Consider the following 22,546-nt stretch of genomic DNA (forward strand, 5'->3'; position numbering starts at 1 on the left):
CAATCTCACTTAAGAGACAGGCAGAACCGATGAATGGCTTCGCAGGCCTTACGCAGCGAATCGTTGTCCAGCGCGTATGCGATGCGGATGTATGGGCCGAGCCCGAAGGCCGACCCGTGCACCACGGCGACATTGGCTTCTTCAAGCAGGGCGAGGGCAACATCCTCGTCCGTGCGGAGCAGCGTGTCGGCGGGCGTGGTTTTGCCTAGCAGACCTTCGCAAGATGCAAACGCGTAGAACGCACCGCCCGGTACAGCACAGCTCAGTCCCGGCGTATTGTTCAGCAGGTCCACCATCATGTCTCGCCGCGCCTGAAATACGGCCTTCGAGTCGCAGATGAAATCCTGAGGGCCTTGCAAAGCGGCGAGCGCAGCGTGCTGCGAGATTGAGGACGCACCAGAGGTTTGCTGGCCTTGCAGCTTCTCCATCGCCTCGAGCAACCATGCCGGCCCGGTACCGAAGCCGATGCGCCAGCCCGTCATGGCATACGCCTTGGATACGCCATTCATCGTCAGCGTCCGGTCTTGGAGGCGCGGCTCCACTTGGGCTATCGTATGGAACTTTTCACCGTCGAAGGTCAGGTGCTCGTAGATGTCGTCAGACAGCACCAGTACGTGGGGATGAGCCAGCAGCACTTCTGCCAGCCCGGCCAGTTCTGCTTGCGAGTAGACGGCGCCGGTCGGATTCGACGGGGAGTTGAGAATCAGCCAGCGCGTCTGAGGCGTGATAGCCTTGGTCAACGCGTCAGGCGTCAGTTTGAAGCCCACGTCGGCACCGCACTGTACCACCACCGGAGTGGCTCCACACAGCTGAACCATCTCGGGATAGCTCACCCAGTACGGAGCGGGAACGATGACCTCGTCACCGGTGTTCAACGTGGCGGCGAGGGCGTTGTAGATGACCTGCTTGCCGCCCGAACAGACGATGGTGTCTTGCCAACTGACATCGAGTCCGTTCTCGCGATTGAACTTCTCGGCGATTGCTTCCCGCAAGGCGCGCAGTCCGGCGACCTGAGTGTAGCGAGTATAGCCGCTACGAATGGCGCCGATAGCCGCCTCACAAATGTGACCCGGCGTGTCGAAATCGGGCTCTCCGGCACTCAGGGAGATGATTTTCGCACCGGCCGCACGCTTGGCGGCGACGCGGTCCATCATGCGGTATGTGGCCGACGGCTGGGCGTTGGCAAGATTCACGTTTAAGCGCTGTTGCTCGGCTCCCATCACGCCTTCCTCTGCAAGGTGTGGTAGCCAAGAGCTTCACGGGCTTCACCCAGCGTCTTGCCGTTGGCAATGTGCTCGCGAATCTGCGATTCGACGACCTCAATCTTGCGTGCAAGTTCAGCGACTTCCTTTGCACGCTCACGCGGGATAACGACAACGCCATTGGCGTCTGCCACGACGATGTCGCGAGCACAAACGCGGGCGGTTCCCACAGACACGGGCGTGTTCACGGATTCAACCTGCACGCGGTCCTTGCCGGTACGCATGAATCGACCACGCGTAAAGAGCGGATAGCCGTCGCCGAGCGCCTTGGTCACGTCGCGGCAAACGCCGTCAATCACGGTTCCGGCGATGCCGCGGGCGCCTGCGTACTGCGTCATGATGTCGCCCCACACCGTGCAATCGGTGCGGCCGTCGTTGTCGATGACGACGATGTCGCCGGGTTGCACGTCGTCGATGAAGTCACCGACAGTACCTGGAGGCGTGCTAGCCGACACGTACTTGACAGTGAAGGCGGGGCCGACCACAGGCTTGCGGTAGTTGTCCAGAGGGGAAATATCCAGGCATTGACCGGGAAGTCCGAGGCGGTCCATCGCGTCAGATACGCCAGGGGTGTCGAGGCCCTCGAAAAGGGCTACCAGTTCCTTGTCAGTCATTTTGCTTCCTTGCTGTTGATGGCTTCGAATTCCTTGTCGTGCATGACTTCCTCGACAGAGCGTCCAGAACGCACGGCCTGCACCATGCCGTCCTGACGACGCGCAATGCGCTCGCCCAAGTCGAGCACTTCTTCGATTCGGCTCGCGGGGACGAAGACGGTGCCGCAACGGTCCGCGATGACATAGTCGTCCTCGCTGACCACCACACCCGCGAACTTGACGGGCTTGCCGGAGTCGACCTGCACCACGCGGTTGCGCGCGCTAATCATCGTGACGCCGCGGCCGAATACGGGGTATCCGATGGATTCGCTACCTTCAATGTCGCGACTAACACCGTCAATGACGGAGCCCCGCACCTTCGCTGCCGCCGCGTTGGCCAGGATGTCACCCCAGCAAGAGATGCCATCGATGCCGCCGGCGATTACCAGAATGCGGTCATCAGTCTGAATCTGGGCGACTACCGGCGTGATGAGATGCACGGTAGGTTTGGCATCAGTTTTGGGGCCAAGTTGTATCGTGCTCGCGCGACCCACAATCTTGGGGCAGTCCCAAAGCGGGCGAATGCCAAAGGTCGCACCGGGGAGATTGAGGAAGTCGAGGGCATCCGAAACCGTATTGGTGTCGAGCGATGCCAGGCGGTCCAGCAGTGAAGGAGTACTCATGATGAGAGAGTGTGTGGGGTTGCCATGTTCATACTGTCGGCGCTAGAGTTACAAATGTAAATTCCGAATCCAGTAACCTTTCGATACGCCAAACCTATCAATCGTCATGATTAACTTCAGGCTTGTTCGGCATCTCTATCTGTTCCTCGCGGTGGCTGAAGAAGGGAATTTCGGGCGTGCCGCGAAGCGGCTTGGAATGTCCCAGCCGCCGCTGACGGAGCAGATTCAGGTGTTGGAACAGGCGCTTAAAGTGAAGCTCTTCGAGCGCGGCAGGAAGGGCGCGACTCTGACTCCAGTTGGGGTGGCAATTCTCCCGGCAGTTCGCAAGTTCGTGGAGCAGCTGAACCGACTCGAACTCGCAGTGCAGGAGGCAATTACCGGCAGCACGGGTGTGCTAACGATTGGCGCAATCTCGTCGGCGCTGGTCGATACGTTGCCCGGCTTGATTGATGAATTGGGGAAGAGATTTCCTCAGTTGACCGTCTCGGTTAGGGAGATTGACAGCGTCGACGCGGTACCTGCGTTGGAGAGGGGCGACATCGACTTGGCCTTCGCGCGACTCGAAGGCGACATGGGGGCAACAATTGGCGCCATTCCACTGAAACAAGACCGGCTAGCCGTTGCTCTACCGAAGACCCACAGGCTCGCGGACATGCCCAGGGTTCGTCTCGCTAGCCTCGCTGAGGAGCCATTCGTCATCTTTTCTCGCGCGGTCAGTCCGACGTACTTCGACAGTATCATCGCAACTTGCCGCGCTGCCGGCTTTTCGCCCCGGATACTCCACGAAGTACGAACTGTTGCTACTCAGGTGGCGTTTGTTGGCTGTGGGCAAGGTATTGCGCTCGTGCCATCGTCTATGAAGAAGGCCGCACCCGAGAGCGTGGTTGTTCGTCCGTTAAAGGAGGCCGTCAATGTCGTCACCACCGCGATGGCCTGGTCGAAGAGCAGGCAGAGCCCTGCAGTTGAAGCCGCCATCGACATCCTTTCGAGTGGAAAAGTGGCCTCGTCGAAGTCACTTCAGCCACGCCAGGCGGGATAGGGCCAACTAGATTAACCATAGGTTTGGCGTATCAAATCCATCCGGTATTTGGAATTTACAGAAGTGAGGCGTTGCCGGAGAGTTCGCATATCACCGCGACCTTTCCAGGAGATGCCTGTGGCAACATCCAACCTAGTAATTAATCCCGTTCCAGACCTCGCGCCTGCCGAAGTTATCGAGGCTTTCCGAAACGTGGTCACTCCGCACATCAGCGACAACCTGCAGCGGTTGTCCGGCGTAACAGGGCTGAAGCGATACAACCGCAGCCGCAAGCTTGTCGGTACGGCCATCACGGTCAAGGCTCGACCGGGTGACAATCTGTTGATTTACAAGGCGTTGATGGAGTTGCAACCCGGCCACGTTTTGGTCGTCGATGGCGGCGGCGACTGTACGAACGCGCTCGTGGGCGAGCTCATCATGCAATACGCGGCGGAACGGGGTTGCGCCGGCTTTGTTCTGGATGGAGCCATCCGCGACACGGCTGCGTTCTATGAGGCAGATTTCCCGTGTTACGCGAGGGGCGTCAGCCATCGAGGACCCTACAAGATGGGGCCGGGTTCCATGAACGCGCCGGTGTCGATTGGGGGCCAGATTGTCTCTCCAGGTGACGTCGTTGTTGGAGATGAGGATGGCGTAGTCACATTCCCTGTGTCTCAGGCAGGCGCTTTGCTGGATGCAGTCACCCTAACCGCGAAGAACGAGCAGAAAATCATGGCAGAAATCGCAAGCGGTGTGAGGGAGCAGGAGTGGCTTCGCAAGGTGCTTGAGCCTCACGGCCTGTACTAATTTAGCGTTGAAGAAAGGGAGGTGATTCAGTTCGCCTCCCGAGCGGGAACCTCTCGCAGTAACTTGAGGCCATCAGCTCAATCTGGTTAGGGGCTCGCGCTATATGGTCGTCAATGCGCAAGTCTGTCACCAACATGTAGCTTGGCTCGTGGCCGAAGGTGATGGGAAACTTGGCGCTCATCACTCTGCACGAATACGGGAATCGAAGGCAGAGCCAGGCGTTCGGCGGCCACCGGCAGCGCGATAAACTGCCGGCGAGACATACGGAATTCAGTCATTTGTTAATTCGCGCCAGCCGGAGGTGGCGGGATGACGCAATGGGTCAAGCACGCAGCGGCGCGCTGGTGTTGAGCGGCCGTCGTGAAGCAGAGTGGCTTTACCGACCGTTAGCAGTTCAATCGGTCGTCTTACTTAGATGCTCGACGAGAAGTGCAGCTGAGCCTGACAAAGCGCGGGAGGCGCTCGTGGCAATGAGCAGCCTTCGCTCTGCCCAGCTGTCCACGAGCCGTATAGCTTTCAAGCCCAGGGGTTCGAGCTTTCGAAAGCATGCTCCGAGGGGGAGTACGCCAATCCCCAGATTCGAAGCTATCATTTCGGACATGGCGTCAAAGCTTCGAACTTGAACGCGCAGCCGCAAAGGGAAGCCGATGTCATGCGCCGCGGTCGAGATGGTGTTGAGCAGTGAGCTTCCGCGATTCAGACCCACGAAGTCATAAGAAAGACAGCTTCGAAAGTCGATTTCGTCCACTTTGCCTAGGGGATGGGTCTTGGAGCAAAGGACAACCAATCGGTCAGTCCGATAGGGGAGTACGTTTAGCCCGTGGGTCGGCGCACCTTCGACAAATATCCCCACGTCGGCCATCCCTTCCACCAACGCGCGCACGATGTCGCCACTAAGCTGCTCCTCGACCTCCACTCGTGTGTCAGGGTAAAGGTGCAGGAAGCGCTCCAGAGCAGAGGGAAGAAACTCGACCAGGGCGGACATGTTCGCCCAAAGCCTAACATGGCCGCGTGAGCCGTTCGAGTATTCGCTCAGCTCATTGCTGAAGAGCTCGAACCCCTGGAACAGTCGCATCGCGTGTTGCAGCGCCACGTGTCCAGCAGGAGTCAGCCGAGTCCCGTGAACTGTCCTCTCCAACAGTATTGCCTTCGAGGCCGCTTCAAAGTCCGAGATGCGCCGGCTTGCGGCCGACAGCGCTAGATTGCATCGCTCCGCCCCCTTCGTAATGCTGCCTGTCTGCGCTACCGCGCAAAACAGACGCAATGTGACGAAATCCACACGAGCGGGGTTGATGAGGTCTTGTGACATGGACAAATCTTAGCAGGTCACTGCGACCCATGTCTTCGCAAAATGCGAAGGACGCATGCGAAATTAGGAATTCCTCCCGCACTTTCAGCCCGCATACAGTCAGGTCATTCGCAAAAATGCAAGAAGGAGACAATCTGTGATTCATCACTTGGACCATCTTGTCCTGACCACCAGCAACGAGGAGGCCTGCGTCGACTTTTACGTCGGGCTCCTCGGGATGACGCTTGAGACATTTGGCGAAGGCCGAAAGGCATTCAAGTTCGGCGAGCAGAAAATCAATCTCCATGAGAAGGGCAGGGAGTTCGAACCGAAGGCCCACCTGCCGGTCCCTGGCGCGCTGGACTTGTGCTTCATTGCGTCGATTCCACTGGATGACGTCATCGCGAAACTGAATGCGCGGGGCGCCCGCATTATCGAAGGGCCGGTCGCCCGTACCGGCGCGAACTACCGCCTGCGTTCGATTTACCTGCGCGACCCCGACCTGAACCTGATTGAAATCTCCGAGAGGGCCGACGCATGACCCAGGAAAAATCCGGCCGCACCATCATTGGCTTCGTGGGTCTTGGCCAGATGGGCAAGCCGATGGCGCTGAACTTGATTCACGCCGATACGGACCTGCGTGTCACGTCAAAAGTACAGGACCCATATCCCGAACTGCAGGCAGCAGGCGCTACGACGGCCGACACCTTGGCCGGCCTGGCCGACGCCAGGATTGTGTTCCTGAGTTTGCCGGGCACTGCAGCAGTACTCGACGTGCTGTTCGGCGACGGCGGCCTGGCATCACTGCTGCGCCCCGGTTCTATCGTCGTCGATACCAGCACCATGGAGCACGGTGCCACGATGGACATCCATACTCGTCTTTCGGCTGCCGGAATCGCCTTCCTGGATGCGCCGGTGTCGGGTATGCAATCGCGCGCGGAAGCCGGCACGCTGACTGTCATGTGCGGAGGCGCCGAAGAGACGTTCGAAACAGTGAGGCCATGGTTCGAACGGATGGGCAACAACATCCTCTATATGGGTGACGCCGGCAGCGGACAGCTGACGAAGCTCGTGAATCAGCTGCTTTTCGACATCAACTGCGCAGCTCTTGCAGAGATTCTTCCCATGGCGCGACGCATGGGACTTGACCCGGAAAAGATTGCGTCGGTCATCAACAGCGGCACGGGGCGCAGCTACGCGTCGGAGTTCTTCCTGCCGCGCATCCTCGCACGCCACTTCAGTGACGGCTATCCGCTCAAGGCGGCTTACAAGGACCTGGTTAGTGCCGCCGAGCTTGGCGCGCGCCACTGCATCCCCATGCCGGTGCTCGCTGCAGCCACCGCTACCTATCAGATGAGTCTGTTGGCCGGCCACGGCACCAGCGACAAGGGCGCGATGACGCGCTTCTTTGAAGACATGCTTGCCGTGCAGTTCAGCGCCGCAGCACCCCAGACGGAGAAAGAAAATGGCTGAACCGCTTGGCCTTGACAATGGCCTGACAAACTACGGCGACCGGGATTTCGCGCGTTATCTGCGCCGCTCGATGGCGCATTCGATGGGCATCTCGGGGGAACTGCTGTCGAAGCCGGTTATCGGTATCGCGGCATCGCCGAGTGATTTCAACAACTGTCACCGCTACATGCCGCAACTCGTGGAAGCGGTATCGCGCGGGGTGTTGGCTGCAGGCGGCTTGCCGCGCATGTTCCCCACGGTGTCGCTGGGTGAGGTGTTCCTTAACCCGACCAGCATGGTGTACCGCAATCTGATGTCGATGGACGTCGAGGAAATGGTGCGGGCCCAGCCGATGGACGCCGTCGTGCTGATTGGCGGCTGCGACAAGACTGTCCCGGCTCAGCTGATGGGCGCCGCTTCTGCCAATCGCCCGGCCATTCAACTGGTGACTGGCCCGATGTCCACGGGTCGCCACAAGGGTGAGCGGCTGGGCGCATGCACGGATTGCCGTCGATTCTGGGGCAAGTTCCGCGCCGGAGAGATTGACCAGCAAGAAATCCAGATGGTCGAAACGCGTCTGGCCACCACAGCCGGAACCTGTGCCGTCATGGGTACCGCCAGTACGATGGCGTGCATTGCGGAAGCACTCGGCATGTCGCTGCCAGGTACCGCGGCGATTCCTGCAGTTGACTCGCAACGTTTGGTCGCCGCTGAAGAGAGCGGAAGGGCTGCAGTGCGACTGGCGCGTTCGCCAATCCTGCCTTCGCAAATCATGACCGAGCAGTCGGTCGAGAACGCCTTCCGCGTCCTGATGGCGCTGGGCGGCTCCACCAACGCCATCATCCACCTCACGGCCGTTGCCGGCCGCCTCGGCATCCGCATTAGCCCGCAGCGGCTGAACGAGATTTCGGACGAGACGCCGGTGCTGGTCGACCTCAAGCCGGTGGGAGAGGGCTACATGGAGGACTTTCATGCCGCAGGCGGTATGGGTGCGGTGCTGCGCGAGCTGCGCCCGTTACTGAACCTGGACTGCCTGACCATTGATGGCCGGACGCTGCGCGAGCGTCTGGACGAACCGGCTGGCTGGGTGGACCGCAAAGTCATCCGTGCGTTCGACAAGCCGGTTAGCGAAGTTGGTGGACTGATTGCCCTGCACGGCAGCCTGGCACCGGACGGTGCCATCTTCAAACGCGCTGCCGCCACGCCTTCGCTGTTCGAGACCGAAGGCCGCGCGGTGGTCTTCGAAAGCCTGGAAGACCTGGCCAACCGTGTCGATTCGCCAGACCTGGACGTCAATTCGGACGACATTCTGGTGCTGAAGAACGCCGGCCCTCTAGCTGCTGGCATGCCTGAGGCTGGATATCTGCCTATTCCTTCGAAGCTTGCAAAGGCCGGTGTGAAGGACATGGTGCGTATTTCGGACGCTCGCATGAGCGGCACTGCCTACGGCACCATCGTGCTGCACGTCTCTCCAGAAGCCGCTGCGGGCGGACCGCTGGAAGCAGTGCGTAACGGCGACCGGATTCGCCTCTCGGTGTCGCAGAAGACCATCGATTTGCTGGTCGAGCCTGAGGAAATCGAACGCCGTCTTACGGAGCGCAAGCCGCTGCCCCAGAAGCGCGGTGGCTATCAGGAACTCTATCAGCGCACAGTGACGCAAGCCCCTGAAGGCTGCGACCTCGACTTCCTCGCCCAGCCTCGCAGCTGACACCGTTCGTTACCTCCTTACTTGATTGACCATGAACTTTTATCCTCAGTTGCTCGCTCGCGCCGAGCAGGGAAAACCCGTGCGCGTTGGCCTCATTGGCGCAGGGAAATTCGGCTCGATGTACCTGGCGCAAGTGCCCCGCACGCCGGGCGTTCACATGGTTGGTATTGCTGACCTAAATCCGGCAAACGCGCATGCCAGCCTTGAACGTGTGGGTTGGGAATCCGGCCGCGCAACCGCAGCCTCGCTCGACGACGCCGTTAGCAAGGGCACGACGCACGTCGGCGATAACTGGGAAGCGCTTGTGGCACATCCCGGCGTTGACATCATTATCGAATGCACGGGCAACCCGATTGCCGCTGTCGACCACTGTCTGGCGGCCTTCAAGCATGGCAAGCATGTCATCAATGTAACGGTCGAAGCCGATGCGTTCTGCGGCCCGCTGCTCGCGCATCGTGCCCGCGAGGCAGGCGTGGTGTATTCACTGGCCTACGGCGACCAGCCGGGCTTGGCTTGCGAACTGGTCGACTGGGCGCGTACCTGTGGCTTCCCCATCATCGCGGCTGGTCGCGGTCACAAGTGGCTGCCGCAGTTCCGAGAATCCACACCTGATACGGTCTGGGACCACTGGGGCGTGACGGCCGAACAGGCGCGAATCGGCGGGATGAACCCGAAGATGTTTAATGCCTTCCTTGACGGCTCCAAGCCGGCCATCGAAAGCACCGCCATCGCGAATGCCACTGGCCTCCAGGTGCAAGCCGAAGGTATCACCTTCGCACCAGCGTCTGTCGAAAAGATTCCGACCGTCATGCGCCTCAAGTCCGATGGTGGCGTGCTGTCGGCCAAGGGCGTGGTGGACGTGGTGTCGTCGCTGAATCCCGACGGAAGCTCTGTCGGCTATGACATCCGCAAGGGTGTGTGGGTCTGCGTCGAAGCACCGACGGACTACATCCAGCGCTGTTTCAAGGAATACCAGGTCTTCACCGACCCCGATGGCCGCTGCATGGTGCAGTACAAGAAATGGCACCTCATCGGCCTGGAGCTTGGCATCTCCGTGGCGAGCGTCGGGCTGCGTCGCGAGCCGACCGGCGTTGGCCAGCATTTCAATGCGGACGTGGTTGCCACTGCGAAGCGCGACCTGAAGGCTGGTGAGATGCTGGACGGCGAGGGCGGCTACACGGTGTTCGGCAAGTTGTTCCCTGCTCAGGAGTCGCTGCGCCTTGGCAGCCTGCCGCTTGGCCTGGCCCATCACATGAAGCTGCGTCGCGACGTCAAGAAAGACCAGTCCCTGACGTGGGAAGACGTAGTCATCGACGCTGAGCAGCCGGCCTACCGCGTCCGCAAGGAAATGGAAGCACTGTTCCAGAAGTAAAGGAAACCAACAAAAGAACCGGGACGGCACCCCCGTCCCGGCAATAACCAAAAGGGAGACAGAAGATGAACTGGAGCGTGAAAGCCTCCGTGACGGCGCTCTTGCTCACCACGGTATTGCCGGCATTCGCCGCCGACGCCTATCCGAGCAAGCCCATCACGATGATTGTCCCGAGCGCGCCCGCCGGGTCAACAGACATCGTTGCGCGACTTATTGGCGAGCAGCTTGCCAAGGATTTGGGACAACCCATCGTCATCGAGAACCGTCCCGGTGCAAGCGGCAACATCGGCACGGAAGCGGTAGCTCGAGCCAAGCCGGATGGCTATACGCTCCTCATGCAGTACTCGGGATATCACGTCGGAAACCCGGCGCTATTTCCCCAGGCACGCTGGAAGCCTAAAGATTTCGTATCCGTGGCGCTCGTGATGCGCGCCCCCCATGTGGTAGCGGTAAGCGGGAAGATTCCGGCTCAGAACCTCAAGGACCTGATTGCGTTCGGCAAAAAAGACAATCGAGGCCTGTTCTACGCATCGTCGGGCAACGGTTCTATCCAGCACATCGCCGGCGTCGTGTTCGGCAAGCAAGCGCAAGTGCCGGTCACGCACGTTCCCTATAAGGGTGCAGGTCCCGTTGTTAGCGACCTCATTGGCGGCCAGGTCGATATTTTCGTGACGACACCTCCGTCGGTGATTGGCCAGGTGAAAGCAGGAAAAATCAAGGCTCTGGCCTACACCGGACCGAAGCGCCATCCGTCGATGCCAGACGTTCCGACTTCTGCCGAAGCGGGATTGCCAAGCTACCAAGTCGAATCCTGGTTTGCCGTCTTTGCCCCGACGGGAACGCCGCCCGACATCGTGAACAGGCTGTCCGCGTCGATTAAGAAGATTGTCGACAGCCCGGACTATCGGCGGAAGATTGAAGAGCAGGGTGGGTTCGCTGCCTACATGGACCCTCCTACGCTCGACAAGTTTGTGTCTCAGGAACTCGCTACCTGGGCGAAGGTAATCAAGGACGGAAACATCACGGCTGAATAAGAAAAATTCTGAGGAGGCAGCAATGAAGGCGGCGCACCTGGTAGCAGCGGCAGCGGGAGCACTCGCAGTCTTCACTTCGGCGGCATCAGCGGCTGAGGTCGTGAAGACCGAGGCAGGAGCGGTCTCCGGCATCGGAGAAGGCGTGAAGAACTATCGCGGCATTCCATATGCGGCGGCGCCGGAAGGTAAATTGCGGTGGCAACCCCCTCAACCAGCCCAACCGTGGGAGGGGGTGTTGGATGGAAGTCGTTTCGGTCCCGATTGCCCGCAGCCTGCGGAGTATCCCGAACTGCGTGGCAATGGAATGAGTGAGGATTGCCTCCGTCTGAATATATGGACTCCGGCAAAGGTTGCTAGTGATAAGCTCCCTGTCATGGTCTGGATTCATGGTGGTGGCTTTCGATACGGCTCGGGTTCGCATCCGACCTACGATGGCGAAGCACTTGCCCGTAGGGGTGTCGTGGTTGTCACCATCAACTACCGTCTTGGCTTGTTGGGATTCCTGGCGCATCCTGGCCTTGCCGCAGAGTCGCCGACGCACACTTCCGGAAACTACGGTCTGATGGACCAAATGGCTGCGCTTCGTTGGGTCCAGCGAAACATTGCAGCGTTTGGAGGGGACCCGGCGAAGGTGACCGTCTTTGGTCAATCTGCTGGTGCACATTCCATCAGCACACTGCTGCTGTCCCCGAAGTCGAAAGGACTCTTCCAGCAGGCCATCATGCAAAGCGTTGGCGTGATGCGGCCGCAGGCTACGCAGGCAGAGGCACAGGAATTCGGTGCGAGATATGGTGACCTCAAATCGCTGCGCAAACTCTCTGGCAAAGACCTAGTCGAGCTGCAGAAGAAGGGGCCGAAGTCCGATGGCAGGATGACAGCGCCTGCGATGATTAGCCTCGTACAGGACGGGGATATCGTTGCCCGGCCTGACTATCAGGCAATCGGCTCTGGAGCGTTGCCCAACATCCCGATTTTGGTTGGTAGTAACGCGGACGAGGGCGGCAAAGCAGCGAAGAGCTTCTTGCAGCCGACCGTCGAACGCTACTTTTCGTTTTTGGACCAGAATTTCCGTGGATTTGAGTCGCGAGCCAGGGCTGAGTATGGCGTGGAGTCTGAAGGTCAAATTTACAAAGCCACCGCCGATATGTACAGCGATACGCAGTTCAACTTCGGCACGCGCGAACTCCTTCGCGCGTATGCGAAAGCAGGACTTCCCGCTTACCGATACTTGTTCTCACGGCACAGGAACGACAGCAAGGCAGCGCCGGTGCATGGTGATGAGCTTCAGTACGCTTTCGACAATCTCTCCGCGTCGCATCGCGGAAAGAAGCCTCCATTCACCAACACCGACTCGAAGGTCGCAGTTGCAATGGCGGATGCATGGGTGAGCTTTGCAAAGACCGGGGTACCCGGAAGTCCCGAGCACGTGGCATGGCCACCCTTTAAGCTCCCACATGAGGCGTATTTGGACTTCGCGGACTCGGTACATGCCGAAAGCGGATTCAAGAGTGGGAGGTTGGACCTTGTGCGCGACTATTACGCTAGCGGCCGAGGTCAATAGTCACCTGATAGCCTGCGTCGGGTTCAAAGAAACTTTTTTGCAGACTGGAGTGCGCCAGCACTAGACCAGCGCGGACGGCGGAGACAGGACTCTACGCGTCCGGATTTCTTTTTCGGAAAGGCGTGTTGACGAACGGTCAATTTTCGCCACACGCCTTTCCTTTCACCATCCTACGACGACATTACCCCCAAGAAAGAAGAGGGGTGGCTGCACACGCGTGCAGCATGCCGCGTCAATCGGAACAAGACTTCGCTCTTCAGTAAGGTTGGTCGGGCTAGGTTTCCGATTCGGTTATGCTTGCTTCTATCGATTCGTATCTCCCCATTGGCTACAAGACTGTGCGGATAGACCCCATCACCCTGACCATCTTTCTCACGGTTGTTGAGGAGCAAAGTCTGGCGCGCGCCGCAGAGCGGCATTTCATGGCCGCTTCGGCTGTCAGCAAGCGGATTAGCGACCTCGAAGACGCGCTGTCAGCGCGGCTCCTCGACCGGCACAGCGGCGGCGTTCGCCCGACAGCGGCAGGCCTTGAGCTCGTCGAGTATGCGAAGGGCATCGTCGACTTGCTTCAGCGCCTGCGTGCCGACATGAGCCAATACAGCGAGGGTACGAAAGGGGATGTTCGGGTTTACGCGAATAGTACGTCGATAGTCGGCTTCTTGGACCAGGACCTTCCCGCTTTCCTCAATCGCTATCCCCAGGTTGAGGTACGTCTGGAGGAGTGGAGCAGTCCGTACATCGTGCGGTCGCTGAAGGACGGCTTGGCCGATGTCGGCCTCTTCTGGGCTGAGACACCTCATGCCGGACTCGAGACAGCAGCGTATCGCTCGGCTCGCCTTGTGGCTGTCGTTCCGAAGGGGCATGCCCTTGCCGACAAGCCAAGCGTGCAGTTCGCGGAGACCCTGGACTTCGCTCATGTTGCCTTCCATGAGGGCAGCATGATTCACAGACTATCCCTTCAGGCGGCTGAAGCACTCCAGCGAACAATTCGAACTCGACTCCAAGTGACAAGCTTTGACGCCATGAGAACCATGGTGTCGGCGGGGGTCGGCATCGGCATCATGACCGACGTCACGGTTGCTGCAAAGCACAATAGGGGCGAGCTTTGTATAGTTCCCCTGCTGGATGACTGGGCCGGGCTGGAAATGAGAATCGGTTATCGCGATTACGCAGCACTTCCGCGAGCGGCGCAGCAATTCGTTGAGCATCTGTCAGCCGAGAAGTCCACGCCGGGCTAGCCATCAAAATCTGGAACGGCCGCCATCGAAATCCAATTATTTACGGTTCTCCGAGTTTTTTCGACACTAGCCACTCAAGCAACAAGATGGCTGGTGCCCCATGACTCTTCCGTTGGATGGAATCACAGTAGTATCGCTCGAGCAGGCAATCGCGGCTCCCATGGCAACGCGTCACTTGGCGGATTGGGGTGCTCGTGTTATCAAAGTCGAGCGTCCCGAAGTAGGCGACTTCGCTCGCGGCTATGACAAGGTCATGCAGGGCATGTCCAGCCAGTTTGTCTGGACGAATCGCACAAAGGAAAGCGTCGCGCTCGACTTCAAGACCGAGGAAGGTCGTCGTGCGCTTGATGCGCTTCTTGAGAATGCGGACGTATTCCTGCAGAACCTCGCCCCCGGGGCTGCCAAGAAACTCGGCCTGGATGCCAAAAGCCTGGTCGCCCGCCATCCGTCCCTGATTGCTTGTGATATCTCCGGATATGGTTCGACTGGCCCGTACCGCTCGAAGAAGGCGTACGACCTGTTGGTTCAGTGCGAGACCGGTTTCCTCTCCATCAATGGCACCCCGGACGCGCAGGCAAAGTGCGGTCTGTCAATTGTTGATATCGCCACAGGCATGTACGCGCTGAATGGCATCCTGATGGCTCTGTACCGTCGTGAGCGTACAGGCCAGGGTACGGCGTTTGAGGTCTCACTGTTCGACAGCATGACCGAGTGGATGAGCTATCCCGCCTACTACACGCGCGACAGCGGAACGCCCCTTACTCGTGCTGGTGCGCGGCATGCCACTATCGCTCCATATGGTCCCTTCAAGGCCGGAGACGGCAAGGCAGTGTTCTTTGGCATCCAAAACGAACGTGAATGGCAAGCGTTCTGCACTCGGGTGCTGGAGGACGCTTCTATCGCAGTTGACCCGCGCTTCAGTACGAACCCGCATCGACTGGCGAATCATGCCGAGTTGGAGGCGGTGATTACGGAACGGTTTGCGAAGTGGTCGAGCGATGAGGTCGCCGTGAAGCTCGAGATGGCATCCATTGCGAATGCCCGCCTGAATGATGTCGCGGAGTTCCTGCAGCATCCGCAATTGCACGAACGTGACCGAATCCGAACTGTCGATAGCCCGGTTGGACGGCTTCAGGTGTTCAAGCCGCCTCTCATCATTGACGGAATCGAGCCGGTCCTCGGTGCTGTGCCAGCGGTCGGCGAGCACACAAACCAGGTCCTTGCCGAACTCGGATTGGATGGGGCGGCTCTGGCTTTGGCGTCTGCCGCAGGGAGTGTCAAATGAGGATTACACGAACTTATCTTGCCGTGCCAGCCCACCAGGAAAAGCTGGTGACGTCTGCCGCGCGCTCCGACGCTGACGCCGTATTTCTGGACTTGGAAGACGCCGTGCCTGAGACGATGAAGGCCGCGGCCCTCGGAGCTGCGGTACGTGCTATCAACGAACTTGATTGGGGCGACAAGGTCGTCGTAGTCCGGGTGAACGGCACTGGGCCCCGCCAGCGGAATGAAATCGACACGCTGGTGAGGTTCGCAACTAGGCTGAATGGCGTGCTGCTGCCCAAGGTGGAGTCGGCCCAGGAAGTCGTCGCCATTCAGCACCAGGTGGACGGTACGAGTGTCGCCATTGAGGCGATGATTGAGACGGCCAAGGGCTTGGTGTTTTGCGAGCAAATCGCTGCCGCCGGAGGAAGCCTCGAGGCGCTGCATTTCGGGGTAGGCGATTTTGGCGCCTCGATTGGGGCCAAAGGGGTGGAAATCGGTCTGTCGCATCCGCAGTACCTGATGACCTCCCGCGCGGAATCCGGCTACGCGGACACTGCCCTCGACATGTGGGCCTACCCGATGATGCGCATCCTGGTTGCCGCACGCGCCTTCGGGTTGCGAGCCATTGACGGGCCCTGTGGTGCCTTCCGCGACGCAACGCTTAGTGAATCCAGTGCGTTGAAGGCAGCAGCCATGGGATATGACGGCAAGCAGGTCATCCATCCTTTGCAGTTGGCTTTCACCAATCGCGCTTTCACCCCCTCGGAGGAGGAGTACGTTGCCGCGCAGCGGATTGTTGCCGCTCTTGCGGAGGCGGAACTGGAAGGGCGCGGTGCCGTTCAGCTCGATGGCAAGCTGGTGGACTACGCGAACATCCGGATGGCAAAGAAGGTGGTAGAAGTCCGCGACCGCGCTATCGCATAGGCGGGGCCCATTTACTGAAATGCCGGCCACGTTAGAGGGCCGGCAATACCCCAGGAGACAAAAATGAATCGACCGGTTCGCATGGCGCTTGCCTGCGTTCTCTTCGGCGCATCGCTCGCGAACGCCGCCACGGACAACTACCCTTCGAAGCCAGTAACCATTGTGGTACCGCAGGCGCCCGGCGGTACGAACGATATCGTCGGCCGAATTATCGGCGCCGCACTTTCCCAGTCCACAGGTCAGCAGTTCATCGTTGACAACAAACCTGGCGCCGGCGGAAACATCGGAAGCCAGTACGCTGCCCGGAGCAATCCGGACGGCTACACGGTTCTGCTGACCATCAGTAGTACCCAGGCAATCAACCCTGCGCTGTACAAGAAGATTCCGTTCGACCCAGTGAAGGACTTTGAGCCCGTCGCGCTCGTGGCCAGCGTGCCGAACGTTCTGGTGGCCAACCCGGCGTTTCCCGCAAACAACATGAAGGAACTCATCGCGTTGGCGAAGAAGAAACCGAACGAGTACCGGTTCGGCTCCGCCGGCAATGGCTCCCTCAATCATCTCTTGGGCGAAATGCTGAACAACATGGCCGGCATTTCCCTCGAGCATGTGCCGTATAAGGGCGTGGGCCCGGCGCTCAATGACCTGTTGGGCAATCAGATTCCGCTAGCCTATGCTAGCCTTCCTTCGGTCATCTCCCATATCAAGGCGGGCAAGTTGAAGGCTCTTGGCGTCAGCTCAGCCAAGCGTTCCAGCGCTGCACCAGATATCCCCGCTATTGCCGAGACTGTCCCGAACTATAACGGAGACCTTTGGGTCGCTCTCTATGCGGTACACGGCACGCCCAAAGACGTCGTTGCAAAGTTGACGAATGCGGTGGACAAGGTTCTTGACGACAAATCGGTCCAGGAAAAGCTGAAGGCTCAGGGCGCCGACTTGCCGAGGGCCACACCGCAGCAACTCTCCGCGATGCTGAAGACGGACATGGACAAGTGGGCCAAGATTGTCAATGCATCTGGCGCCACGGTCGACTGAGCGGAAGTCACCGAAGCTAAGGAAGGTATGGCCGCATAACCCTTTCCATTTGGGAAAGGAAGGTCAACAAAACCGCGGTTCTCCTATCTCGGCCTTCCCCTCATCATGTAAATGAAGCGACCCGGGCGGCGATGCCGCCCGCAGTTCATTCAGGTTGGCGAGTCGCAACACGCTCGCGCGAAATCCACCTCAGACCGTACCCCGGCACTATTCCGATGAAGATTGTATTCCTGGACCGTTCGACCATCTCCCCTCAGACGACGCTCAAGACACTCCCGTTTTCTCACGAGCTTGTTCTCCACAATGAGACGGCCGACGAGGATGTGGCGGGCCGTATCGCTGACGCTGATGTGGTGATTACCAACAAGGTGAAGCTCAGCGGTCAGCAACTGGAGCAGGCGACCAAGCTCAAGCTCATCGCCGTAGCAGCGACCGGCACCGATATCGTCGACCTCAAGGCGTGCGCGGCGCGAGGTATTGTCGTCTCCAACATCCGGAACTATGCCGTCAATACGGTGCCGGAACACACATTTGCCCTGATTTTTTTGCTGCGTCGCAGCCTGACGGCGTACCACGATGCCGTGCGGAATGGACGCTGGCAGGAAGCCGGGACCTTCTGCTTCTTCGACTACCCCATCAAAGACCTGCATGGTTCGGTACTGGGCATCATCGGCGATGGCGTTCTCGGACAATCGGTTGCTGCACTTGCACGAGCGCTGGGCATGCAACCGCTTATCTCCACGTACAAAGGCCGCAGTGATATGGGGCCACTGTACACACCGTTTGAAGAAGTCCTCCGCCGAAGCGACATCATCACTTTGCACTGCCCTCTGACTCCTCAGACCCGCAATCTCATCGATGCCGCGGAATTTGACATGATGGAGAAGCGTCCGCTGCTCATCAATACGGCACGCGGTGGCTTGGTGAACGAGTCCGCGCTTGTAGACGCCGTGAAGAGCGGGAAGGTTGCTGGTGCGGGTTTCGATGTCGCCACCCAGGAGCCCCCGAGCGAAGACCACCCCTTCCAACAGTTGAAGGACGAGCCCAACTTTATCCTCACCCCACACGTCGCGTGGGCCAGCGACGAGGCGGTGCAAGGATTGACCGACCAGCTCTTCGACAATATTGCCGCGTTCGTTCAGGGAAGCCCTTGCAACGTAGTGGTTTGACCCACAAGCTGCCACAGGAGGCAAAGCCCATGAGACGCTACCGCAAAGCAAAGATTGTCGCGACGCTGGGGCCGGCGACGTCATCCCTCGAGGCTATCCGTGCGCTGTTCGTCGCCGGAGCAGATGTCTTTCGATTCAACTTCAGTCATGGGTCTCATGAGACTCATCAGCAGAACTACGGTTTTGTACGTCAGGTTGAGAAGGAAACTGGGCGGCCAATCGCGGTACTGGCCGACTTGCAGGGGCCCAAGCTGCGAATCGGGATGATGCGCGAACCAAGCACCCTGGTCGAAGGTGCGGAATTTGTCCTCGACCGCTCGCTGGAGCCTGGTGATGCCACGCGCGTGTGTTTGCCTCACCAGGAGCTGTTCGACTGCGCAGAGCCCGGAAAGACGCTGTTGATTGACGACGGAAAGCTGCAGCTCCGCGTGGAGACCGTTGAATCGGAGAAATTGGTGACCACGGTCATCACCGGCGGCGTCCTCTCTTCGCGCAAGGGTGTGAATGTCCCCGATGCCGTCATCCCCATCCCGGCTTTGACGGATAAGGATATTGCCGACGTGGAATTTGCACTGGCACTCGGTGCCGACTGGGTTGCGCTCAGCTTCGTGCAGACTGCGGAGGATGTTACGGCGGCAAAGGAACGAATCGCGGGCAGGGCAACAGTCGTTGCGAAGCTGGAGAAGCCGGCGGCAATCGAGCATCTCGAAAAAATTGCACTGCATGCCGACGCAGTGATGGTAGCTCGTGGCGACCTTGGCGTTGAGCTGCCGCCCGAACGTGTACCCGCTGTACAGAAGCGAATCTCACGAGTATGCCGGCAGTTGGGGCGCCCCGTGATTGTCGCGACGCAGATGCTGGAATCCATGATTTCGGCGCCTGTGCCCACGCGAGCGGAAGCTTCTGATGTCGCAAGCGCGATTTACGACGGCGTGGATGCCGTGATGCTCTCGGCAGAGTCTGCGTCTGGTCGGTACCCCCGGGAAGCAGTCCAGATGATGGACCGAATTATCCGAGAGGTCGAAGCCGACCCGCTTTATCGCAACCTGATTGATGCTCAGCAGGTCGCTGCGCTGTCCAATCGACAGGATGCCGTATGCGGTGCTCTTCGTGACATTACTCGGACGGTCGGCGCAAAGACCACGATTGCCTACACATCTTCCGGTGCCACGACGTTGCGAGCTGCCCGTGTGCGGCCGCAAACTCCGATTGTCGGTGTAACACCGTCCCTCGAGGTCGCACGTCGGATGTGCCTCACCTGGGGCGTCCATGCTTCGGTGGTACCTGACGTAAAGGATGTCGATGAGATGGTTGCTGTGGCCAGCAACGCAGCATTGACTGAAGGCTTCGCCGTTGATGGTGAAGAAATAGTCATTGTTGCGGGCATGCCGTTCGGCAAGCACGGTTCGACAAACTTGGTGCATGTCGCCCGCATCGCAATGGCCCAGAATTCGGCGCTTAATGCAGGGACGGCCTCCCCAGAATCGGCTGCTCGTGAGGGAGTTCCCGCATGAACAAGGCAGCATTTCGCGTCCTGGTTGCCCCCGATTCGTTCAAGGGTAGCCTGGGTGCCTCGGATGTAGCCGAACGGATTCGTACGGGGATTCTGAGGGCCGTTCCGGAGGCTGAAGTCGTGCTGGCGCCGATAGCCGACGGCGGCGAGGGAACGGCGGAGGTTCTGGCGGCAACCCTGCCTGGCATGTGGGAGGAGGTATGTGTTAGCGATGCCAATGATGCGGAGAAGCCTGTACGCTATTTTCTTGGTCACAGCAATGAGTATGGGAGCATCGCCATCCTTGACGTGGCAGCAGTGGTCGGCCTTCCTGATGCCATAGCCAAGCCAGCCAGGCGGACAACGCGGGGTGTCGGGCAAGCCTTGCGATTGATTGCAGCGCGGGGGGTTAGCACCATTGCAATAGGGCTTGGCGGCTCTTCCACCAATGAGGCTGGGGCGGGTCTGCTCGCGGAGCTCGGGTTCTGCTTTTCCGATGCAAACGGCAATACGCTGTCGCCGTGCCTAGAGAATCTTGAGTCTATCCGTGATGTCCGCTACGAGCAGCCACCTGCTCTTGCGGGCGCTCGACTCATCGGTCTTTCAGATGTTAATGCTCCTCTTTGCGGCCCAACGGGAGCAACCTATGTGTTTGGGCCGCAAAAGGGCGTGGAAGCCCTGGCTGCGGTCGATGCGACGCTGGAGCGATTTGCACAGCGATGCACGTCGGCTGCGGGTCAGGACTTTGCAAACGAAGAGGGCAGTGGAGCTGCCGGCGGAATTGGCTATGCGCTTCGCCTATTGGGAGCTGAATTGGTATCGGGTGCGTCCTTTGTATTGAGTGCAGCCGGATTGCAGGAGGGGTTGAGTGAGTTCGACTGGGTGATTACGGGAGAAGGGCGTTCAGATGCTCAGACAATGATGGGCAAGGGGCCAGCGACTATTGCCGACTTGGCACGGCATGCTGGCGTTCCAGTTTCCCTAGTTTCCGGGGCGGTAGATAGTAGCGCTGCACTGACGGAGGCTTTTGACGGGTGTATTTCAATCCAGCAGGGCCCGGTATCGTTGAGCTATGCGATGGAGAACGCTGGGCGCCTGCTTGAGGATGCGTCGCTTCAGCTGACGCGGCTCGTTACATCCGCTCGGCGTTGGAGCAAAGGCTTGTAGGTGCCGACCACTGATTTTGTGGTTTCAGAGCCAGTTGCCCGTCATGTGCACTGGCTCTTTTTGCTTGGCATCCCCTCCTGCTTAGGGATACCGGAACGGGAGCGGGCGAGCCGCGCGTCCCGTTGGTCGTTGCGGTCACTCGTTCCGTGATGGACACGATTGCGGAGGGGACGTTTCGTGAGCGAGCCTAAACCTTGGGCGGCCATCCTCTGCGCAAGCATTCAGGGTTGCGCGAGAAGTGTCCTGCGTTAGCAGTGGGGCGAGGTCCCCTCTCGATGGTTGGCTGCTGAGACATTCGGCCGGGGTGTCAAGTATCGAGGTGGCTCAACAGTTCAACGCTGAGCGCTTAACGTAAACTGGTACTTCTTACTCGTTGAATCGAGATGACTGCCTGCCGTCAACGAAATCTGCCAACGCACGTAGTGTGCGTTGGCCGACAGTAATTCTGAGCAGCGGCACTTAGTTAGCGCATGTCGCGAATGCTTTCTGCTCCGGTAGGCTATCGGTTGCCGGCATCGGGTGAAGGTCCGAACGTCGACCAGCCTTAAGCAACTGACTCGGAACATCGTGGCCAATGAGGGAAGGTAATCGGGCTGAGGCGGAGAGGATGGCGGCTAGGTCGACGCCGGTATCGTATCCGTCCAACTCTAGCATGTGCACGAGTTCTTCTGTGCAGACGTTTCCCGTGGCCCCAGGTGCGTAGGGGCACCCACCGAGTCCGCCCAGGGACGCATCGAATCGGTCGATGCCAGCTTCCAGAGCTGCAAGGGTATTAGCCAGGGCCAGGCCGCGAGTGTTGTGGAAGTGGAGCGTCAGTTCGAGAAACGGGCATCGGTACTTAGCAGCCTCGCACAGAGCCTTGACCTGGGATGGGTACGCCATTCCGGTGGTGTCGCACAAGGTCACCCCATGAACGCCCAAGTCCGCGAACCGTTGCATCCAGCCGAGTACGGTTTCGACAGGTACGTCCCCTTCCATCGGGCAACCCATTGCTGTCGAAAGGGATACGTTGATGGCGGTTGGGGTGCTGCGGACCACTTTGATGACGTCCGACAGCTGGGCGAAGGATTGCTCCCGGGACATACGAAGGTTTGTTCGATTGTGGCTTTCACTGACGGACATAACAAGATTGACTTCGTCGACGTTGCAGGAAAGGGCTCGTTCCGCTCCACGGACGTTCGGAACCAGAACCGTGTACACCACGCCGTCCTGACGGGTGATGAGATGCATCACGGCCTCGGCATCGCGTAGGGCAGGGATTGCCTTTGGCGAGGTGAATGAGGTCACTTCGACCTTCGCATAGCCACACGCGCTGAGAGCGTTGATGAGGCTTACTTTGTCCTCCGTCGCTACGAATTTTGCCTCGTTCTGGAATCCGTCGCGCGTCGCGACTTCCTGGATGAATATCTTCTTGGCGTCCATGATGCTTTCCTCATTGACTTGGCTCACGAGCTGGCAGTCAGATGCCCCGGCTCGGAAC

At 59.3% G+C, this 22,546-nt stretch carries 20 protein-coding genes; 15 read left to right on the forward strand and 5 right to left on the reverse strand.

The genetic code is table 11. The features are described 5' to 3' along the window. Nucleotides 1–5: 5 nt before the first annotated feature. From AC1DS6_RS18555 to AC1DS6_RS18565, 3 genes are read right to left on the reverse strand one after another with little or no spacing between them, the layout of a single operon-like run. On the reverse strand, nt 6–1,220 hold the full coding sequence (locus AC1DS6_RS18555; RefSeq protein ID WP_477102893.1) for a pyridoxal phosphate-dependent aminotransferase: 1,215 nt from the start codon (nt 1,218–1,220) through the stop codon (nt 6–8). Continuing rightward, nucleotides 1,220–1,876, reverse strand: coding sequence for an RraA family protein (locus tag AC1DS6_RS18560; protein ID WP_441632319.1), 657 nt, complete (start codon nt 1,874–1,876; stop codon nt 1,220–1,222). The genes AC1DS6_RS18555 and AC1DS6_RS18560 overlap by 1 nt, the downstream gene beginning before the upstream one ends. Beyond that, nucleotides 1,873–2,538: an RraA family protein gene (locus AC1DS6_RS18565; protein ID WP_477102894.1), complete on the reverse strand. Its 666-nt coding sequence runs from the start codon at nt 2,536–2,538 to the stop codon at nt 1,873–1,875. The genes AC1DS6_RS18560 and AC1DS6_RS18565 overlap by 4 nt, the downstream gene beginning before the upstream one ends. Before the next feature lie 106 nt (nt 2,539–2,644). Here AC1DS6_RS18565 and AC1DS6_RS18570 point away from each other — a divergent pair, with 106 nt between their 5' ends. Together AC1DS6_RS18570 and AC1DS6_RS18575 are read left to right on the forward strand one after the other, a co-directional pair. Further along, nucleotides 2,645–3,577 carry a LysR family transcriptional regulator gene (locus AC1DS6_RS18570; protein ID WP_441632323.1) on the forward strand — a complete coding sequence of 311 codons (933 nt, stop codon included), beginning with the start codon at nt 2,645–2,647 and terminating at the stop codon, nt 3,575–3,577. 111 nt (nt 3,578–3,688) lie between these two features. Further along, nucleotides 3,689–4,363 carry an RraA family protein gene (locus AC1DS6_RS18575; RefSeq protein WP_477102895.1) on the forward strand — a complete coding sequence of 225 codons (675 nt, stop codon included), beginning with the start codon at nt 3,689–3,691 and terminating at the stop codon, nt 4,361–4,363. A gap of 394 nt (nt 4,364–4,757) precedes the next feature. Here the strand turns inward: AC1DS6_RS18575 and AC1DS6_RS18580 are convergent, their stop codons facing one another. Beyond that, nucleotides 4,758–5,672, reverse strand: coding sequence for a LysR family transcriptional regulator (locus tag AC1DS6_RS18580; RefSeq protein WP_441632327.1), 915 nt, complete (start codon nt 5,670–5,672; stop codon nt 4,758–4,760). Nucleotides 5,673–5,808: 136 nt separating this feature from the next. Between AC1DS6_RS18580 and AC1DS6_RS18585 the strand changes: the two genes are divergently transcribed. The 13 genes from AC1DS6_RS18585 to AC1DS6_RS18645 all read left to right on the forward strand — a co-directional run bounded on the left by AC1DS6_RS18585 (nt 5,809) and on the right by AC1DS6_RS18645 (nt 21,066). Continuing rightward, the gene (locus AC1DS6_RS18585) at nt 5,809–6,192 is read left to right on the forward strand and encodes a VOC family protein (RefSeq protein ID WP_441632329.1); all 384 of its coding nucleotides are present in this window, start codon (nt 5,809–5,811) and stop codon (nt 6,190–6,192) included. Continuing rightward, entirely contained in the window at nt 6,189–7,124 is a 936-nt protein-coding gene (locus tag AC1DS6_RS18590) for an NAD(P)-dependent oxidoreductase (RefSeq protein ID WP_477102896.1), read from the forward strand. The genes AC1DS6_RS18585 and AC1DS6_RS18590 overlap by 4 nt, the downstream gene beginning before the upstream one ends. Further along, a complete protein-coding gene (locus tag AC1DS6_RS18595) occupies nt 7,117–8,811 on the forward strand; it encodes an IlvD/Edd family dehydratase (protein ID WP_441632333.1) in 1,695 nt (564 codons plus the stop codon). Before AC1DS6_RS18590 ends, AC1DS6_RS18595 begins: the two co-directional genes overlap by 8 nt. A 31-nt stretch (nt 8,812–8,842) precedes the next feature. After that, nucleotides 8,843–10,183 (forward strand): NAD(P)H-dependent oxidoreductase, encoded by a 1,341-nt coding sequence (locus tag AC1DS6_RS18600; RefSeq protein ID WP_441632334.1) that lies wholly within the window; start codon nt 8,843–8,845, stop codon nt 10,181–10,183. A gap of 65 nt (nt 10,184–10,248) precedes the next feature. Beyond that, entirely contained in the window at nt 10,249–11,217 is a 969-nt protein-coding gene (locus AC1DS6_RS18605; RefSeq protein WP_441632336.1) for a Bug family tripartite tricarboxylate transporter substrate binding protein, read from the forward strand. Nucleotides 11,218–11,239: 22 nt separating this feature from the next. After that, nucleotides 11,240–12,778: a carboxylesterase/lipase family protein gene (locus tag AC1DS6_RS18610; protein ID WP_441632337.1), complete on the forward strand. Its 1,539-nt coding sequence runs from the start codon at nt 11,240–11,242 to the stop codon at nt 12,776–12,778. Between the two features lie 293 nt (nt 12,779–13,071). Next, the gene (locus AC1DS6_RS18615) at nt 13,072–14,016 is read left to right on the forward strand and encodes a LysR family transcriptional regulator (protein WP_441632339.1); all 945 of its coding nucleotides are present in this window, start codon (nt 13,072–13,074) and stop codon (nt 14,014–14,016) included. A 100-nt stretch (nt 14,017–14,116) separates the two neighbouring features. After that, the gene (locus tag AC1DS6_RS18620; RefSeq protein WP_477102897.1) at nt 14,117–15,301 is read left to right on the forward strand and encodes a CaiB/BaiF CoA transferase family protein; all 1,185 of its coding nucleotides are present in this window, start codon (nt 14,117–14,119) and stop codon (nt 15,299–15,301) included. Next, nucleotides 15,298–16,206, forward strand: a complete 909-nt coding sequence (locus tag AC1DS6_RS18625; RefSeq protein WP_477102898.1) for an HpcH/HpaI aldolase/citrate lyase family protein — start codon at nt 15,298–15,300, stop codon at nt 16,204–16,206. Before AC1DS6_RS18620 ends, AC1DS6_RS18625 begins: the two co-directional genes overlap by 4 nt. A 63-nt stretch (nt 16,207–16,269) precedes the next feature. Then, entirely contained in the window at nt 16,270–17,238 is a 969-nt protein-coding gene (locus tag AC1DS6_RS18630) for a Bug family tripartite tricarboxylate transporter substrate binding protein (RefSeq protein ID WP_441632345.1), read from the forward strand. A gap of 215 nt (nt 17,239–17,453) precedes the next feature. Continuing rightward, on the forward strand, nt 17,454–18,407 hold the full coding sequence (locus AC1DS6_RS18635; protein WP_441632347.1) for a D-2-hydroxyacid dehydrogenase: 954 nt from the start codon (nt 17,454–17,456) through the stop codon (nt 18,405–18,407). A gap of 29 nt (nt 18,408–18,436) precedes the next feature. Beyond that, on the forward strand, nt 18,437–19,921 hold the full coding sequence (pyk, locus tag AC1DS6_RS18640) for a pyruvate kinase (protein ID WP_441632349.1): 1,485 nt from the start codon (nt 18,437–18,439) through the stop codon (nt 19,919–19,921). Continuing rightward, the gene (locus AC1DS6_RS18645) at nt 19,918–21,066 is read left to right on the forward strand and encodes a glycerate kinase (RefSeq protein ID WP_477102899.1); all 1,149 of its coding nucleotides are present in this window, start codon (nt 19,918–19,920) and stop codon (nt 21,064–21,066) included. Before pyk ends, AC1DS6_RS18645 begins: the two co-directional genes overlap by 4 nt. A gap of 459 nt (nt 21,067–21,525) precedes the next feature. Here AC1DS6_RS18645 and AC1DS6_RS18650 read toward each other — a convergent pair whose 3' ends face one another. Beyond that, nucleotides 21,526–22,488, reverse strand: coding sequence for a hydroxymethylglutaryl-CoA lyase (locus AC1DS6_RS18650; RefSeq protein WP_477102900.1), 963 nt, complete (start codon nt 22,486–22,488; stop codon nt 21,526–21,528). Nucleotides 22,489–22,546: the final 58 nt, after the last annotated feature.

This window comes from Cupriavidus sp. 05L310 (assembly GCF_056398185.1).